General features: G+C 71.2%; 13 protein-coding genes. 9 read left to right on the top strand and 4 right to left on the bottom strand.

Annotated features, from left to right (window positions below; all coding sequences use genetic code 11):
* The first annotated feature begins 155 nt into the window (after positions 1 to 155).
* The 6 genes from O7599_RS13730 to O7599_RS13705 all read left to right on the top strand — a co-directional run bounded on the left by O7599_RS13730 (position 156) and on the right by O7599_RS13705 (position 5,741).
* Positions 156 to 896, top strand: coding sequence for a helix-turn-helix transcriptional regulator (locus tag O7599_RS13730; protein WP_281622438.1), 741 nt, complete (start codon positions 156 to 158; stop codon positions 894 to 896).
* A gap of 105 nt (positions 897 to 1,001) precedes the next feature.
* Positions 1,002 to 1,958, top strand: coding sequence for a helix-turn-helix domain-containing protein (locus O7599_RS13725; RefSeq protein WP_281622437.1), 957 nt, complete (start codon positions 1,002 to 1,004; stop codon positions 1,956 to 1,958).
* Positions 1,959 to 2,101: 143 nt separating this feature from the next.
* Positions 2,102 to 3,100 carry a type I glyceraldehyde-3-phosphate dehydrogenase gene (gene gap / locus O7599_RS13720; RefSeq protein WP_281622436.1) on the top strand — a complete coding sequence of 333 codons (999 nt, stop codon included), beginning with the start codon at positions 2,102 to 2,104 and terminating at the stop codon, positions 3,098 to 3,100.
* 102 nt (positions 3,101 to 3,202) lie between these two features.
* Complete coding sequence (locus tag O7599_RS13715) at positions 3,203 to 4,417, top strand: serine hydrolase domain-containing protein (protein ID WP_281622435.1); 1,215 nt, start codon at positions 3,203 to 3,205, stop codon at positions 4,415 to 4,417.
* A 41-nt stretch (positions 4,418 to 4,458) separates the two neighbouring features.
* Positions 4,459 to 4,983, top strand: coding sequence for a PH domain-containing protein (locus O7599_RS13710; protein WP_281622434.1), 525 nt, complete (start codon positions 4,459 to 4,461; stop codon positions 4,981 to 4,983).
* A gap of 74 nt (positions 4,984 to 5,057) precedes the next feature.
* A complete protein-coding gene (locus O7599_RS13705) occupies positions 5,058 to 5,741 on the top strand; it encodes an HAD-IA family hydrolase (protein ID WP_281622433.1) in 684 nt (227 codons plus the stop codon).
* 100 nt (positions 5,742 to 5,841) lie between these two features.
* Here the strand turns inward: O7599_RS13705 and O7599_RS13700 are convergent, their stop codons facing one another.
* On the bottom strand, positions 5,842 to 6,261 hold the full coding sequence (locus O7599_RS13700) for a carboxymuconolactone decarboxylase family protein (protein ID WP_281622432.1): 420 nt from the start codon (positions 6,259 to 6,261) through the stop codon (positions 5,842 to 5,844).
* 209 nt (positions 6,262 to 6,470) lie between these two features.
* Here O7599_RS13700 and O7599_RS13695 point away from each other — a divergent pair, with 209 nt between their 5' ends.
* Positions 6,471 to 8,669, top strand: a complete 2,199-nt coding sequence (locus O7599_RS13695; protein WP_281622431.1) for a SpoIIE family protein phosphatase — start codon at positions 6,471 to 6,473, stop codon at positions 8,667 to 8,669.
* Positions 8,670 to 8,944: 275 nt separating this feature from the next.
* Here the strand turns inward: O7599_RS13695 and O7599_RS13690 are convergent, their stop codons facing one another.
* A complete protein-coding gene (locus O7599_RS13690; RefSeq protein ID WP_281622430.1) occupies positions 8,945 to 10,015 on the bottom strand; it encodes a cobalamin-dependent protein in 1,071 nt (356 codons plus the stop codon).
* A complete protein-coding gene (locus tag O7599_RS13685) occupies positions 10,008 to 11,675 on the bottom strand; it encodes a PP2C family protein-serine/threonine phosphatase (protein ID WP_281622429.1) in 1,668 nt (555 codons plus the stop codon). The genes O7599_RS13690 and O7599_RS13685 overlap by 8 nt, the downstream gene beginning before the upstream one ends.
* Positions 11,676 to 11,967: 292 nt before the next feature.
* Here O7599_RS13685 and O7599_RS13680 point away from each other — a divergent pair, with 292 nt between their 5' ends.
* Together O7599_RS13680 and O7599_RS13675 are read left to right on the top strand one after the other, a co-directional pair.
* On the top strand, positions 11,968 to 12,573 hold the full coding sequence (locus O7599_RS13680; protein WP_281623373.1) for a lytic polysaccharide monooxygenase: 606 nt from the start codon (positions 11,968 to 11,970) through the stop codon (positions 12,571 to 12,573).
* Positions 12,574 to 12,961: 388 nt separating this feature from the next.
* A complete protein-coding gene (locus O7599_RS13675; RefSeq protein WP_281622428.1) occupies positions 12,962 to 14,161 on the top strand; it encodes a recombinase family protein in 1,200 nt (399 codons plus the stop codon).
* 244 nt (positions 14,162 to 14,405) lie between these two features.
* Here O7599_RS13675 and O7599_RS13670 read toward each other — a convergent pair whose 3' ends face one another.
* A complete protein-coding gene (locus tag O7599_RS13670; RefSeq protein WP_281622427.1) occupies positions 14,406 to 15,323 on the bottom strand; it encodes a hypothetical protein in 918 nt (305 codons plus the stop codon).
* Positions 15,324 to 15,589: the final 266 nt, after the last annotated feature.

Here is a 15,589-nt window from a genome sequence, read left to right as displayed (position 1 = left end):
TTCCGCTTCTCCGGCGGCCGGGCGGGGGAGCCGTCGGCCGCCACGCGCTAGTCTGGCGAGCCATGTCGCCGCACGGCCATGTCCCGCCTTCCGCTTCTGTTGCCGTCTCTGCTGCTTCTGCAACCGCTTCCGGTCCGGGGGGCGGTGCGGTGGTCGTGGCGGGCTTCGCGACGGCGGGCGGCGGGTGGGTCGCCCGGCACCGCCACCCGGTGCCGCAACTGGCGTGGGCGCGGAGCGGGGTGCTGATGGTGCGAGCCCGGGGCCGCACCTGGGTGCTGCCGACGAGCACGGCGCTGTGGATCCCCCCGGGGACGCGGCACGCGACGGGTACGGCGGGCACGACGGAGCCCCGCGCGCTGTACGTCCGGCAGCCCGGCCCCGCATCGACGGCCGGCCCCGCCGCCGCGGGGTGGACGGAGCCGACCGTCGTGGCGGTGACCCCGCTGCTGCGGGCCCTGTTCGACCACCTCGCCGACGACGCCCCCGTGCCGCCCGCAGCGCCCGCCCGCGCCCGCGCGGAGGCCGTGCTCCTCGACCAGCTCACCCCCGTCGCCGCGACGTCCGTCCTGGCGCCCATGCCCCACGACCCCCGCCCCCGCGCCGTCGCCGAGGCGCTGCGCGACACCCCCGCCGACGCCCGCACGCTCGCGCAGTGGTCCCCGTACGCCGGCGTGGCGCCCCGCACGCTGGCGCGCCTCTTCGTCGCCGAGACGGGCATGCCCTTCGGCCGCTGGCGTACGCACCTGCGCCTCCAGGCGTCCCTGCCGCTGCTCGCCTCGGGCGCGACGGTGGCCACCGCGGCGCGGCGCGTCGGGTACGCGTCGCCGAGCGCGTTCGTCGCGGCGTTCCACCGCACGGTGGGGGCGCCGCCGGGCGCGTACTTCCCGCGCGACTGAGGAACGCGCGGGGCGCACCCGGGCACGTACCGGCCCCGGGCACACCCGGGCGCGTAGCCGCCGACCGCACACCGCCCGCGCCCCCGGCCTGCGTACCGTGTCCCCGTGTCCGCTTCCCGCCTCCGCCGCGCCGCCGTCCTCGTACTCGAAGGCGCCAAACCCCTCGACGCCGGCATCCCCGCGCAGGTGTTCAGCACCCGCCGGAGCATGCCGTACGAGGTGCGCGTGTGCGGCGCCGCGCCGGGGCTGGTGGCCGGCGGCGACGGGCTCTCGTACCACGTCGCACACGGGCTCGACGCGCTCACCTGGGCCGACATCGTCTTCGTGCCCGGCTACCGCTTCCCCGACCGCGACGACCCCCCGCCCGCGGTCACCGAGGCCCTGATCGCCGCCCACCGGCGCGGCGCCCGCCTTGCCGCCATCTCGACCGGCGCCTTCGCCCTCGCAGCCACCGGCCTCCTCGACGGCCGGCGCGCCACCACCCACTGGCACTACACGCGCGCGCTCGCCGCGAAGCACCCGGCGGTCCGGGTCGACGAGAACGTGCTCTTCGTCGACGAGGGCAGCGTGCTGACCTCCGCGGGCGCCGCCTCCGGCATCGACCTGTGCCTGCACATCCTGCGCGGCGACCTCGGCGTGGCCGCGTCCAACCACGCCGCCCGGCGCCTGGTGGCGGCCCCGTACCGCAGCGGCGGCCAGGCGCAGTACGTGCCGCGCAGCGTGCCGGAGCCGCTCGGCGAGCGGTTCGCCGCGACCCGGGAGTGGGCGCTGCACCGGCTCGGCGAGCCGCTGACCCTGCAGGCGCTGGCCCGGCACGCGGGGGTGTCGACGCGCACGTTCTCGCGGCGCTTCGCCGACGACACGGGGTACACGCCGATGCAGTGGATCATGCGGGCGCGGATCGACGTGGCGCGCGAGCTGCTGGAGCGGTCGGAGCAGAGCGTCGAGCAGATCGCGGACCGCGTCGGCCTGGGCACGGGCGCGAACCTGCGGCTGCACTTCCAGCGGATCCTGGGCACGACGCCGAGCGAGTACCGGCGCACGTTCGCGAGAGGCGAGTAGGCGGCGGGTCGGGCAGGCGGGCTGGCGAGATCCTTGCGGAGTGTGGCATCCAGGCCGCTGTCACAGGGCGGCGCGAGGGGCGAACCTGCTGGTAAAGCGGACAAAGCCCGCAGGCAGGCCGCACCCCGGAAGGCAGGACGCCCATGACCCGCATCGCCATCAACGGATTCGGCCGCATCGGCCGCAACGTGCTGCGCGCGCTCCTGGAACGCGACAGCAGCCTCGACGTCGTCGCCGTCAACGACCTCGCCGAGCCCGCCGCCCTCGCCCGGCTCCTCGCCTACGACACCACCGCCGGCCGCCTCGGCCGCCCGGTCACGGCCGACGGCGACGCCCTCGTCGTGGACGGCCGCCGCATCAAGGTGCTCGCCGAGCGGGAGCCGGCGAAGCTGCCGTGGGCCGAACTCGGCGTGGACCTCGCCCTCGAAGCCACCGGCCGCTTCACCGCGGCGACCGCCGCCCGCGCGCACCTCGACGCGGGCGCGCGCAAGGTCCTCGTCAGCGCCCCCTCCGCCGGCGCGGACGTCACCCTCGCCCCGGGCGTGAACACCGAGGCGTACGACCCGCGGGCCCACACCGTCGTCTCGAACGCCTCCTGCACCACCAACGCGCTCGCCCCCCTGGCCGCCGTACTGGACGAACTCGCGGGCATCGAGCACGGCTTCATGACCACGGTGCACGCCTACACCCAGGAGCAGAACCTCCAGGACGGCCCCCACCGCGACGCCCGCCGCGCCCGCGCCGCGGCCGTCAACATCGTCCCCACCACGACGGGCGCGGCCAAGGCCATCGGCCTCGTACTCCCCGGCCTGGACGGCAAGCTGTCCGGCGACTCGATCCGCGTGCCGGTCCCGGTCGGCTCGATCGTCGAACTCAACACCACGGTCACCCGCGACGTCACCCGCGAAGCCGTCCTCGCCGCCTACCGCACGGCGGCCGAGGGCCGACTGGCCGGCATCCTCGAGTACTCCGAAGACCCCCTCGTGTCCGCCGACATCGTCGGCAACCCGGCCTCCGCCGTCTTCGACTCGGCCCTCACGCGCGTCGACGGCCGCCACGTCAAGGTGGTCGCCTGGTACGACAACGAATGGGGCTTCTCCCACCGCGTGATCGACACCCTCGAACTCCTCGCCGCCGGCTGACGCGCGGCGGGCCCGCATCCGGGACGTACCAGGGTCCGATGGGGGACCGCTCCGGGGCGGACCCCGATGTCCGGGTGCGGGTCCGCCCGGCAGTGTCGGTGCATGACCTCAACGCACCTGTCACGCAGGGCCCTTGCGGGCGTCGCGCTGACCGGGACGGCCGCCGCGGCCGTCCCGTCGGCGCTGGCCGGGCTGACCGCGCTGTCCGCGCAGCCGGCCGCCGCGGCTCCCGCTCCCTCCGCCCCCACCCCGCCCCTCCCGCCGCTGGACCCCGCCGCCCTCCAGGCCGCGATCGACGACCTGGAGCACCCGCCGTCCACCGCCGCGCAGCTCCGCGTCGGCGGCACCGCCGGCCGCTGGTACGGCTCCTCGGGCGTGGCCGACACCGGCACGCGGCGGCCGGTGTCTCCGTACCACAGGGTCCGGATCGGCAGCGTCACGAAGGTCTTCGTCGCCACGGTGGTGCTGCAACTGGTGGCGGAGGGCCGGGTCGCCCTGGACGCCCCGGTGACGCGCCTGCTGCCCGGGCTGCTGCCGGCCCGCTTCGCACCGGTCACCGTCCGGCACCTGCTGACCCACACCAGCGGGCTCCCCGACCACGTCGGCATCCCGGAGCCGCAGACCGCGGAGGAGGTGTTCCGCCACCGCTTCGACCACTGGACGCCGCGGGAGTGGGTGGCGACGGCGACGCACGGCCCGCTGAAGTTCGCCCCGGGCACCCGGCAGGAGTACCGCGGCATCAACTACGTCCTCGCCGCGCTGATCGTCGACCGGGTGACGGCCCGCCCGTACGGGCACGCGGTCGCGACCCGCATCCTTCGCCCACTGGATCTGATGCGCACCGCTGTCCCCGGCGACGACCGGCACATCCGCGGCCGGCACGTACGCGGCTACCTGAGGATGGCCGACGGCAGCCTGCGCGACATCACCGCGTACGACCAGTCCTCCGCGCGCGGCGAGGGCGACATGATCTCCACGGTGGACGACCTCGACCGGCTGCTGGCGGCGCTGTTCGCCGGCGAACTGCTGCCGCCCGACCTGCTGCGCCTGATGTTCACCCTGCCTCCCGACGACGTACGCATGCCGGACGGCACCCCGGCCCGCTACTCGGCCGGACTGCAGCAGGCCGTGGTCGGCGGCGTCACCCTGTGGGGCAAGACGGGCGAGACGTACGGCTACAAGAACGCGGCGTTCTCCACCCGCGACGGCCGCCGCCGCTTCGTCCTCGCCTACCACCCGACGACCGCCCGCGACGGCACCGAGAGCCAGATGATCGCCCGGGTCGCGGCCCTGCTTGTGGCGCGAGCCCCCTCCTAAGAGAATGCTGCGCACGGCAACGGGGAGTGGGGGGACGGCAGATGACGATGCCGGGCGAACAGGAACTCGGTGCCTTCGTCGGGCGCCATCAGACCGACGTGGCGCGCCACGGACGGGTCGGGATCATCTCATTAGTTATCGGGGTCGCGGCCGCGGGCGCGGCCGTCCCGATCGTCATCCAGACCTTCGAGGACGCGTCCAGCGGCACCTTCGCCGGGCTGGTGGTGGGCGTGGCCCTGCTGTGCCTGTGGTCCGGCATCACCAACGGCCTGCGCTACACCAGCCGCCACGGCGAGGTCTACACGGTTCGCGAGGGCGGCATCGTCTACCGCAGGACGGGGGAGTCCCGGGTGATCCCCTGGGAGAGCATCCGCAACGTCTCCGACACCGGCCAGAAGACCGCGATCAGCGCCGCGATGGGCTGGGACGTCCACTGCCGCATCAAGATCCGCAACGGCAAACGCCTCATCCTCACGGGCTTCACGTATAACGCGGCCGAACTGTCCCGAACGATCCACCAGGCCGTACGCGAGGGAATCCACCCCCGCGCCCCGGAACGCGGCTGAACGAGCCGCCCGGCGGCGCCGCCTCCGGCGCGAAGGGGGTCGACGGAGGGGAGTCCCCTCACGAGACTGGGCGGGTGACGACACGACCCGCCTCTCCCGGCCCTCTCCGCGCCGTGCTCTTCGACTCGGGCGGCGTGCTGATGCGGCCGATCGGCGGCCGGTGGAACCCGCGAGCGGACTTCGAGCAGACCGTCCTCGCCCACGCCCCGTCGATCACACCGGAACAGTTCGCGGCGGCCATCAGCACGGGCGACGACTTCTTCGCCGCCTCGCCGTCGACGCCCGACTACGACGACTACCACCGGGTGATACTCGACCACCTCGGTGTCGATCCGGCCCCCCGGCTCCTCGCCGACCTGCGCCGGGAGGTCCCCCCGGAGGTCTTTCTGGAGACGTACCCGGACGTCCGGGAAACGCTGGAGGAGCTGAGCCGGCGGGGGGTGCGGATGGCCGTGGTATCGGACGCCTGGCCCGATCTGCCCGACATCCACGCCGCACTCGGCATCGGCCGGTTCTTCGAGGCGTACGCGATCTCCGCCGTCCTCGGCTGCACCAAGCCGGACCCGCGCATATACCACCACGCCAGCGCCGCGCTGGACCTCGCTCCCGCACAGTGTCTGTTCGTCGACGACGACCCGGACCTGGTCGCCGCGGCGATCCGGCTCGGCTACGCGGGACGTGCGCTGTGCCGGGACTCGGCCGACCTCCCGGACGTGCCCTCCCTCACCTCCCTGACGGAACTCCTGCGCTTCTTCTGACACGTCCGCCGCCGGCGGGTGCACGCGCCGGGTCACCGGCCTCGCCGCTGCCCGCCGCAGGGCGATCCGCCCGGGAGGCGCGCCACACCGCAGGCGAGCCTCAGTCGTCCGCCACGGGCAGCAGCCCGCGCTCGGCGAAGACCTGCTTCGCGGTCAACGTGGCGTTCAGGGCCCGGGGCATACCGCAGTAGACGGCCGAGTGCAGCAGCGCTTCGACGATCTCCCGCGGTGACAGACCCACGTTCAGGGCCGCATTGACGTGCACGGTGAGCTGCGGCTCGCAGCCGCCGAGAGCGGTCAGCATGCCGAGGGTGACCAGTTGCCGGTCGCGGGGCGCCAGTCCGGGCCGGTCGTAGATCTCACCGAATCCCCAGGCGACCACCTGGTGGCCCAGCTCCGGGCTGATGTCGGCGAGGGAGTCCACGACCCGCTGTCCGCCCTCGCCGTCGACGCGGGTGAGGACCTCCATGCCGTGTTCGAAGCGTTGCCGGCGGCTGTCGGCTTCCGAGGGTGCGCCCATGACTGCTCCGTATCCGGCCGCTCGGCGAGCAGCCGCTTGGCCCTTAAACCCGATCAATCAGAGTAATAGGAACATATGCCCCCCTTGCGCCCATTGGAAGAGAGGTAACCCCGGCCGAACAGTGCCGGAGGGTGACATGGGCGGTGCGCCCCGGAGTCGGCAGGCGCCCCTGCGCACAGTCCGCGGAAACGTGGCGAAGGGGGTACGACGTGCACGGGCACGAGGGCGGTGCCGCAACGCAGGAAGTCGCGGCACGTCTCGATCAGGTGCTTGAGCAGGACACCCGTGCCGTGGGTGCGCACGTGGGCGGGCTGTACCTCCAGACCGGACAGACGCTGCAGATGACGACGGTCACCGGCGTACCCCGCAGGCTGGCCCGGCCGTGGTCGCGTGTGGCCCTGGCGGCGCCGGTGCCGGTCGCCGAGGCGGCCCGTTCGCGGTCCCCGGTGTGGCTCCCCGACCAGCAGGAGCTGGCCCGCCGGTTCCCCCGCACCGCACTTTCCTTCCCCTACGCGGTGGCCATGTACGTCGTCCCGCTGGTGGCCGACGGCATCTGCTGGGGTGCCGTGCTGCTGCTGTGGCCGGGCACCGGCTCCGCCCGGCCGTCCGATGCCGACCTGGCGCGGGTCCGCACGGCGGCGGAGCGGATGGCCGGGCTGCTGAAGGAGGCCGCGGATCAGGGGCACCCGGTAGGACCGAGGCACGTGCTGCGTGCCGTCGAGCCGCCGCCCGGCCGCTACCAGGAGCCGGGCGCGGCCCTGACCGAACGCCTTGCCGAGGGCATGGTCGCACTCGACCTGCGCGGCCAGATGACCTTCGTCAACACGAGGGCGGCCGAGCTGCTCGGCCACGACCGCTCCGAGCTACTCCGCCGCGAGCCTTGGGAAGTGCTTCCCTGGCTGGGCGACCCCGCTCACGAGAACGCCTACCTCGCCGCGCTCTTCAGCCGCCTGCCCACCGGCTTCTCCGCCCGCCGGCCCGACGGCACCTGGCTCTCTTTCCGGCTCTACCCGGACGCCACCGGAGTCACCGTATGGATCAGGCCCGAGGACAGGTCCGAGGACATGTCCGAGCGCGAGCGGCCGGCCGACGAAGCGCCACCCGGCGTCCCCACACGCGCGGGCACCCTGTTCCACCTGCTGAACCTGGCCTCCTCCCTCACCGAGGCGACGAGCGTCCAAGAGGTGTGCGAGTCGCTGATCGAGCAGATGATGCCCGTCCTGGGCACCCAGGGCCTGGCCGTGCTGATCGCCGACGAGGGCCGGCTGCGGGTGCCCGGCTCCCGCGGCTTCCCGGAGGGGATGGACGAGTACTTCGACGGCCTGCCGCTGGCCGCCCAGACCGAGGGCGCACGCACCATCGAGACCGGTGTCCCCGGCTTCCACCCCACCAACGCCGAGCTGGTCCGCGCCTACCCGGAGTACCAGCACTACCGGGACATGGCCGCATTCGCCTTCCTGCCGCTGACGGTCTCCAGCGGCACCATCGGCTGCTGGGTACTCGGCTACGACAGTCCACGGGAGTTCCCTCCGGACGAACGCGCCGAGCTCACCACGCTGACCGGGATGATCGCTCAGGCCCTGGACCGCGCCCGGCTCTACGACGAGAACGCCCGGGTGGCCAGGGGCCTGCAGGACGGACTGCTGCCGAGCAGCCTGCCCCGCGTGGTGGGCCTGGAGGTCGCGGCGCGCTACCAGCCCGCGACGCACGCGCTGGATGTGGGCGGCGACTTCTACGACCTGATCGACTTCGGCGCCGGCCAGGTCGGTGCCGTGATCGGCGACGTCCAGGGGCACAGCGTCCAGGCCGCCGCCCTCATGGGACAGATCCGCACCTCCATGCACACCCAGGCCCGCGTGGGCGCCCACCCCGAGGAGGTACTCGCCCACAGCAACCGGCTGCTCATGGAGATGAGCGACGGGATGTTCTGTAGCTGCCTGTACGTCCACTTCGACATGCCGGGAAATCGTGCGCTCCTGGCATCCGCCGGCCACCCGCCGCCGATCCTCCGGCACGCCGACCACAGCACCGAGACCCTCGACCTGCCGCCCGGGCTGCTGCTCGGCATCGAGGAGGACGTCCCCTTCGAAGCGGTCGAGGTACCACTGCCGCCCGGCGCGACACTCGCGCTGTACACCGACGGCCTCGTGGAACGGCCCGGCGAAGACGTGGGCGCCTCCATCGACAGGCTCGCGGAAACCCTCGCCCGGGCCGGCGACGAGCCGCTGGACGCCCTCGCGGACAGGATCGTGGAACGGGCGAAGGAGACGGTCGCCGCCGAAAGCAGCGACGACATCGCCCTGCTCCTCGTCTCCTGCACGAACCCGCATCCCCGTCAGGGCCCCGGGCGACCTCCCCCCTCGCTCAGGCCGATGGACACGACCGGGTCGGCGGCTACAAGGCGTTGAACGGAGGCACGATACGGACAACAGCAATCAAAGCGCGGCAGGCGCGATCTGGCTGACGGCCTGACGCAGGGCGGTCACCGTCGAGGGCGGCTGGGGGATGAGCGGTTGCCCGGCTGCGGCGGTGGTCATTGCTGCTCCCATGGGCGCGATTCTGATCCCTCGCGGCAGGGTACCGGGCGGCCGTCCCGTCCCGCCGCTCGAACGAGTGAGGGAGAAGCGATTCAGCTTCCCGCCGGTGCGATGCAAGTAGGCAGCTCAACGCCGCGACACTCGCCTCATCCCGGACGGTGGGAGGCGTCCTCCCCCTCGACGAGGAATCGGCGCCCCGCCGACAGTTTGTCGAGCGCCCGCGGCGACCCGTTCAGCCGGTCGGCCAGGACGTCCGCCATCGCCAGGAGGCAGCGGGAGTCCCCCGAGCGGGCGGAGAGGTACGTCCGCACGAAGGCGAGATGCCGGGTGAACACGCGCTCGTCGTCCACGTAGACGGCCGCCGCCAGGGAGTCCAGCAACCTGCCGAGAAACCCGGTGCCCTCCTCGTGCTCGACGCCCGGGGCCCCGTGCATGCCGGGGCACACGTCACGCAGCGCGGGGGCCATGTGCGCCAGCAGCCCGGGACGTTGCCTGACGAGGGCCGCGTACGCGTCTACGGCGTCCGCCTGGACCGACGACACCCCGCGCAGCACCGGCGGCCAGCGGCGAAGGAGGGCGTCCGCGGCGTCACGGGCGTCGGCCGCGTACAGGTCCGCACCCAGCGTGTACGCCCACGTGCCCGCGGGACCGAACCCCTTGCCACCCGTGATGACGGGAACACCGGCCCACCGGCAGCTCTCGATCTGCCGGTGGGCGAGCGGCAGGTTCCAGGGCAGCGTGCACGAGAGAGCGACCACGTCGGGGCCGTTCTGGTGGACCTCCGAGAGAATCCCCTGCGGGGACACCGACCCGCCCAGTGAGCGCACGTCGAAGCCCCGCAGCCGCAGCACCTCGGTGAGGATGTGGGAGGGGAGAACGTGCCATTCGCCGTCGCTGCAGGCCACCAGCACACGGCCCGCTGAACCGGCCCCGGCGGGCGAGCGGGCGGTGCCGCGGGCCGCGGACGCGACCCCGTCCACGGTCTGCCTGCTGACATGGGTGGCCGCATGCTCCTGCGCCACCGTCCACTCGCCGGACTCCCACCGCTCACCGACCCGCACCTGCGCGGGTGCCACCAGTCGGAGCAGCACGTCCTCCGCGCTCACGCCGCTCGCCACCAGACCGACGGCCAGCTCGATCGCGGCGTCCTCGTCCGCATCCGCCAGGCAGGCGTCGAAGTCGGCGCGGGCGGCGTCGGTGATACCTGAATCAGCCATGGGCGCTCGGCCTTTCCGGCAGTCGGGGACTCTCGCGGCTCTTGGGCCCGCGCCGCGGCGAGGAGCCGCGGCGGGGAGGTGCTTGCAGCGTCAGGAGGGAGATGTCGTCGTGCGGGCGGCCCGCAAGCCATTCGGTCGTGAGGAGCTCCAGCCGCTCGGCGACCGACGCCGCCTGCATGTCGGTGCAACTGGCCAGCGCGTCGACGAGACGTTCGTCGCCGTACATCTCCCGCCCGCTCGCACCACCGCGCGCCTCGGTGACCCCGTCGCTGTAGAAAAGGATCAGCTCGCCGGGTTCGAGCAGGAACTCCGTACGGCTGAAACTGGGATCGGGCACCGCTCCGACGAGCGTGCCCTCGCAGGGGATTTCCTCCACCCTTCCGTAGCCACGCAGGGCGAGCGGGGAGAGGTGCCCGCCGCCGGCGATCTCCACCAGCACCGAGCCGTCGTCGCGGGGGCGGGCGGAGCCCGTGACCAGGGTCGTGAAGCGGTGGCCGTCGCCGAGGACGATGTCGTTGAGCAGGTGCAGGTCGCGCAGGGGTTCGCTCTTCTCCGTGACCATGGCCAGCGTCCGCATGCTCTGCCTCAGATGCCCCGCCAGCACCGCGGCCTCCGCACCCTTGCCGGACACGTCGCCGAAGAAGAACGTGACCCCGCCCGCGGGCGAGGAGGCCACATGGTAGAAGTCGCCGCTGATGTGCAGAGCCTCGGCGGCCGGCCGGTAGGCGGCGCCGAGCCTGAGGCCGTCGGGGGAGGGCAGGGGTTCCGGGGCCATGCCGGCCTGCAGGACGGCGAGGGTGTGGGCCTGCTGCGAATAGAGTCCCGCCGTCGCCAGCGCGAGCCCGGCCCTGACGGCGAACTGCTGCGCCAGGTCGACGTCCCCGTCGTCGAAGCGGTCACGTGCCGGACCGCGGAACATGATCAGCACGCCCGCCGGCACGCCCCCGGCGGCGAGCTGGGCCACGAGCGGATCTCTGCCGTGGCCGAACTCCTCGGGCATGAGACCGTCGAGCGCGTCCAGCTCCCGGGGGCTGACGACCGCGGGGCGCGGCTGGAGTCCGTACAGCGCGTTCGCGACCTCGGGCACCCCTTCGAGTCTCTCGACCGCGACCTCTCCGAAGGAGCGGTCGTCGCCCGGACCGGCCCGGTGCCACTCCGTGAGCCGCCCGCCCGCGGGCAGGACGACCACGGACGCGTCCGCCAGCTTCGGGGTGACGATCTCGGCGAGCGTACGGGCGGTGCGGCCGTGATGGAGCGAGGCGCCCAGGCGCCGGGTGGCCTCCTCCAGGAAGGCCGACCGGTCGCGTTCCTCGACGAGCGCCGCCTCGGCCCTATGCGCGCTGCTGACCTGACTGACCAGCCATACCGCGAGCCCGTCGGCGGTGTGCAGATGCCCGCGGAGCCTGCGCCCCTCGTGGGCGGCGGAGAACCGCTTCGCCCCCCGGGCGGCGGCGCGCGCGAGGGGCGCCGCGGCCGACGTACTGGCCGGCTGTCCGGGGCGCAGCCGGGGAAAGAGGCGGGCGGCGGCACGGTTGAACCCCCGGATCGTCCCGTCGGCGCGGTCGCAGGTGACGACGGCCTCATCGACGAGATCCAGCAGCTCACCCAGGTGCGCGGAGCCCTGGCTCCCCGCACCCGGCCCGTCTCCGTCGTCCGTCATCGGCTACCACCTCTTGAGCGCCCCGCCTCTGCGCCCCGAGCGACCCGGAAAGTACCCTTTTATGCTACTTAAAGCGCTGTGGGCGTGCCCGGTGCGGCTGCGCGCCGCAGAGCGGTGTCGCGGCGCAGCGGAGCACTCTGCCTTCTTCATGGACATTTCATCGAGGCGGTGCCAGTATGGGAGCGCTCCCATCTGTGTTCTTCGACCGGAACGGAGACCCCCCATGCACAAGCGAAGCCCCTCCGCCAGGCGCTCCCGGCCGGCTGCCCGCCGACCTCTCCAAGCGCTCACCCTGCTGGTCGCCGTGGTCGTCGGCGCACTGGGCTGGACCAGCACCGCCCAGGCTCACGGCACCGTCGTCGACCCGGCAACCCGCGCCTACCACTGCTGGGAAGAGTGGGGAGACGACCACCTGAACCCGGCCATGGAGCAGGAGGACCCCATGTGCTGGCAGGCGTACCAGGCCAACCCCAACACCATGTGGAACTGGATGAGCATGCTCCAGGACGGACTCAACGGCGAGTTCGAGGCGCGGATCCCCAACGGAAAGCTCTGCAGCAACAACCACCCGAACTTCGAGAGCCTGAACAACCCGGGCGCCTGGACGACAACCGACGTCTCCGACAACTTCTCGATCCACCTGTACGACCAGGCGTCCCACGGCGCCGACTTCTTCCGGGTCTACGTGAGCAAGCAGGGGTTCGACCCCAAGACCCAGGCCCTCGGCTGGGATGACCTCGACTTCATCACCGAGACCGGCAGCTACCCCCCGGCGAACGACATCACCTTCCCCGTCCAGACCTCCGGCTACTCCGGACACCACATCGTCTTCACGATCTGGCAGGCATCGCACCTCGACCAGGCCTACCTGATGTGCAGCGACGTGAACTTCGGTTAAGCCGGAAGGGCCGTACGCACAACTTGTCAGCCCGGTGCCGGAACCCGGCACCGGGCTGACACAAGCGCGCTCACGGCGTGTCCGCCTTCGCCACGCCCACCGGGCAGCTCACGCCCGTGCCTACGAGGGTGTAGCAAAGTACCCATGAGGATAAGAGCAGCGATCTAATGCCGGATCAGCCAGGACCGGGGCGGCGCCGGTCTCGGAGTCGCCCGCCAGGAAGAGGACTGCCGGGCCCTGTGTGCCCGCGTGGGCTGGGATGTCGTCTCGGTACACACCGACAACGACGTTAGCGCCTACTCGGTGCACCACGCCCCGCCTGGCAGGAACGGTTAGGCGCGGTCCGCCGGGTGAGATCGACGCCGTAGCCGTCTGGCACCTGGACCGGATGACCCGCAACCCCCGCGAACTCGAAGACGTCATCGATCTGGCCGACCGCCACGGCATCGAGTTGGCCACCGTCAGCGGTGAGATCGACCTAGCCACCCCGACCGGCCGCATGGTGGCCCGCATGCTCGGCGCCGCCGCCCGCCACGATGCGGAGCACAAGGCGGAGCGCCAGCAGCGGCAGCGCCGCCAGGCCGCCGAAGCCGGGCGGATCTCCGGGGGAGGGGGCCGCCCCTTCGGCTACGAGGACGACCGGATCGCGAGCCGGGAGAGCGAAGCCGACTTGATCCGCGAAGGCGTACGGCGCGTCCTCGCGAGTGAATGCCTGTCGAGTATCTGCCGGGACTGGCAGACCCGTGGCGTTGTCAGCCCCGCAGGCAAGCCGTGGAAGCCGAGCGGACTCCGCCGTCTGTTGGCCGCAGCCCGCATCAGCGGCCGGCGCGAACACCTGCCGCGCAACACCTGGGAGCACACCCGCCCGTTGCTCGGAGAGATCGTTGCCGATGCAGTCTGGCCGGGGATCATCAGCCACGAGGACTCAGACCGGGTGCGCAAGGTTCTCACGGATCCGGCACGCAGGAGGAACGTCGAGGGGTCCACAAGGCGGAGTTACCTGCTGTCTGGCGTCCTGCGATGCGGCAAGCCGAAGCCCGACGGCCACCCCTGCGGATGGGGAATGATCGGCCGCCCCCGGAGCGGCATACCGCGCTACGTCTGCCCGAACACCCGGGGTACTGACGCATGCGCGGGCACGGCTGTCAACGCGGAGCGCGCGGACAACCACGTGCGGGACATGGTGCTGGCCGCTCTGGAGTCACCTGCCTTCATCGAGCGGCTACGAGACCAGGACGAGCCCGGCAGCAACCTCTACGAGGACGTCAGGCGGGATGAACAGGAACTCGAAGAGCTCGCCCGGGACATGGGAGAAAGGCGCATCAGCCGCAAGGAGTGGATGATTGCTCGCCAGCCCATCGAAGAACGCTTGGAACGCAACCGTGCCCGCCTCGCCAAGGTGTCTCGCACGGCAGTCCTGACCGGGTTCGTGGGCACCTTCGAGGACATGCAAGTGCGATGGAAAAAGCTGAACCAGTCCCAGCGCCGCGCGATTATCAGCGCTTGCGTACGGGCGATCGAGGTACGCCCGGCGAATCCCCGGAAGCGCTGGGACCCCGACCGCTTCGTATTCGACTGGATCGCGTAGGGTGCGTTCTAGGCATTCTCATCCGGGCCCTTGGTGGTGGCGCGAGTACCCTTCCATGAAGTTAGGGCTGCTTCATTCCTTTGGAGTGAGGAAGCAAGGACACGGCACACTTCGGCGCGCTGCTGTTTATTGCAGCCGGCCATGAGACGCTCCAACCCACGAAGTGCCACGATATCCCTCCACAAGCGAACTAGGCCGCCGAAGAATCCACATAGAGCGACTCCCAGAAGGGCTAGAAATGGAGTCACGATGTGTAGTCCTCCCGAATCAGTTCCGAGAGCTTTCGGCTGCCCATCATCTCATTCGGAAGAACGCACGTGTTGTGCCTCCTCAGAATCACGGTGGAGTCGCCGAACTGTACCGAAGCTAACGAAGGGAACAGTTCTACTGATTTTTCCGGGGGGAGGCCGTCTACGAAGTTATGCGCCAGAAGAACGGCACAAAGCGTCTCTGTAGTGTCACCACAGCACCACTCGATCACGAGGTCTCCGGGGTGGTGTGTGTAGCAGTTCGCCAGTCCATGAGGTGCTGCCGCGCGATTTACCAGGGTCGGGCGGCGGAGTATCCGGCTGAACAGCAGGTCCCGAGTCTCCCTCTGGCCCTGCGACAAGAACCAGGTGTCCCACTCAAGCCACTCATTTCGCTCATCTTTTGTGGCTTTTCTCGGGTTCGATCTCCAAAGCAGGTGCTCGCCATTATGCGCATTAGGAAGAAGGGTGTCGAAGGCTCGCTCGCCGTGCGAAAGTTTGATATGTGCTGGACTTAAAGTGTCGTACAGCGCCACATGCTGTCCGCCCCAACTGATACGCAGGGCAGGTACTCCGCGTAGCCCACCGTACTCTTCGTCCATACGAGGGAGTACTGCGCGAAGGACTTCGCGCGACATCTCTGGTTCGAGGTGAATAGTTAGACCTCGATCGGTCGAATGCGCCTCTGTTACGCCCAGGAGGGCTCCATTGAGCTGGCGATCCTGGAAGGCGTCGGCCAGACAGTGTGCAACACGTGCTTCGAATTGGCGTTGGCTGCGGTCCGCGGCGTCGGGGATGTCTGAGCCGCTGAAGGTGTGGACCTGCCTGGCTAGCCGCAGTGAAGTAGACCGAGTGAGAAGGGTCTGACGGCGGATCTGTTTGGCTAGACGCCTTGCGTTATCGGACTTGGACATGACGAGCCCCTTCAACTGGCCGCCCGGCAACGGCAGGAGAGAGCAGGTACATGTGTCCTGATAGGCGATGTGGAGCATTGATACTGCGGGTGACTCTCAAGAGCCCTCTGCTCACCCCGGCTGCCGGTGGCCAGGTGATGTGAGACGCACTGCCGCAGCAGCACTCTCCGCACTGTACCCCAAGACACAAGATCGGTGGTGCCGATTGGGGTCAATGACGTTTTCTCAGCGAGTTGGTTTTCGTGAAGCGGGTTGATGTGGGGTGC

It is taken from the genome of Streptomyces sp. WMMC500 (genome assembly GCF_027497195.1).
Taxonomy (GTDB): domain Bacteria; phylum Actinomycetota; class Actinomycetes; order Streptomycetales; family Streptomycetaceae; genus Streptomyces.
The sequence above is the reverse complement of the archived record's forward strand: the minus strand, read 5'-3'. Positions and strand labels throughout refer to the sequence as shown.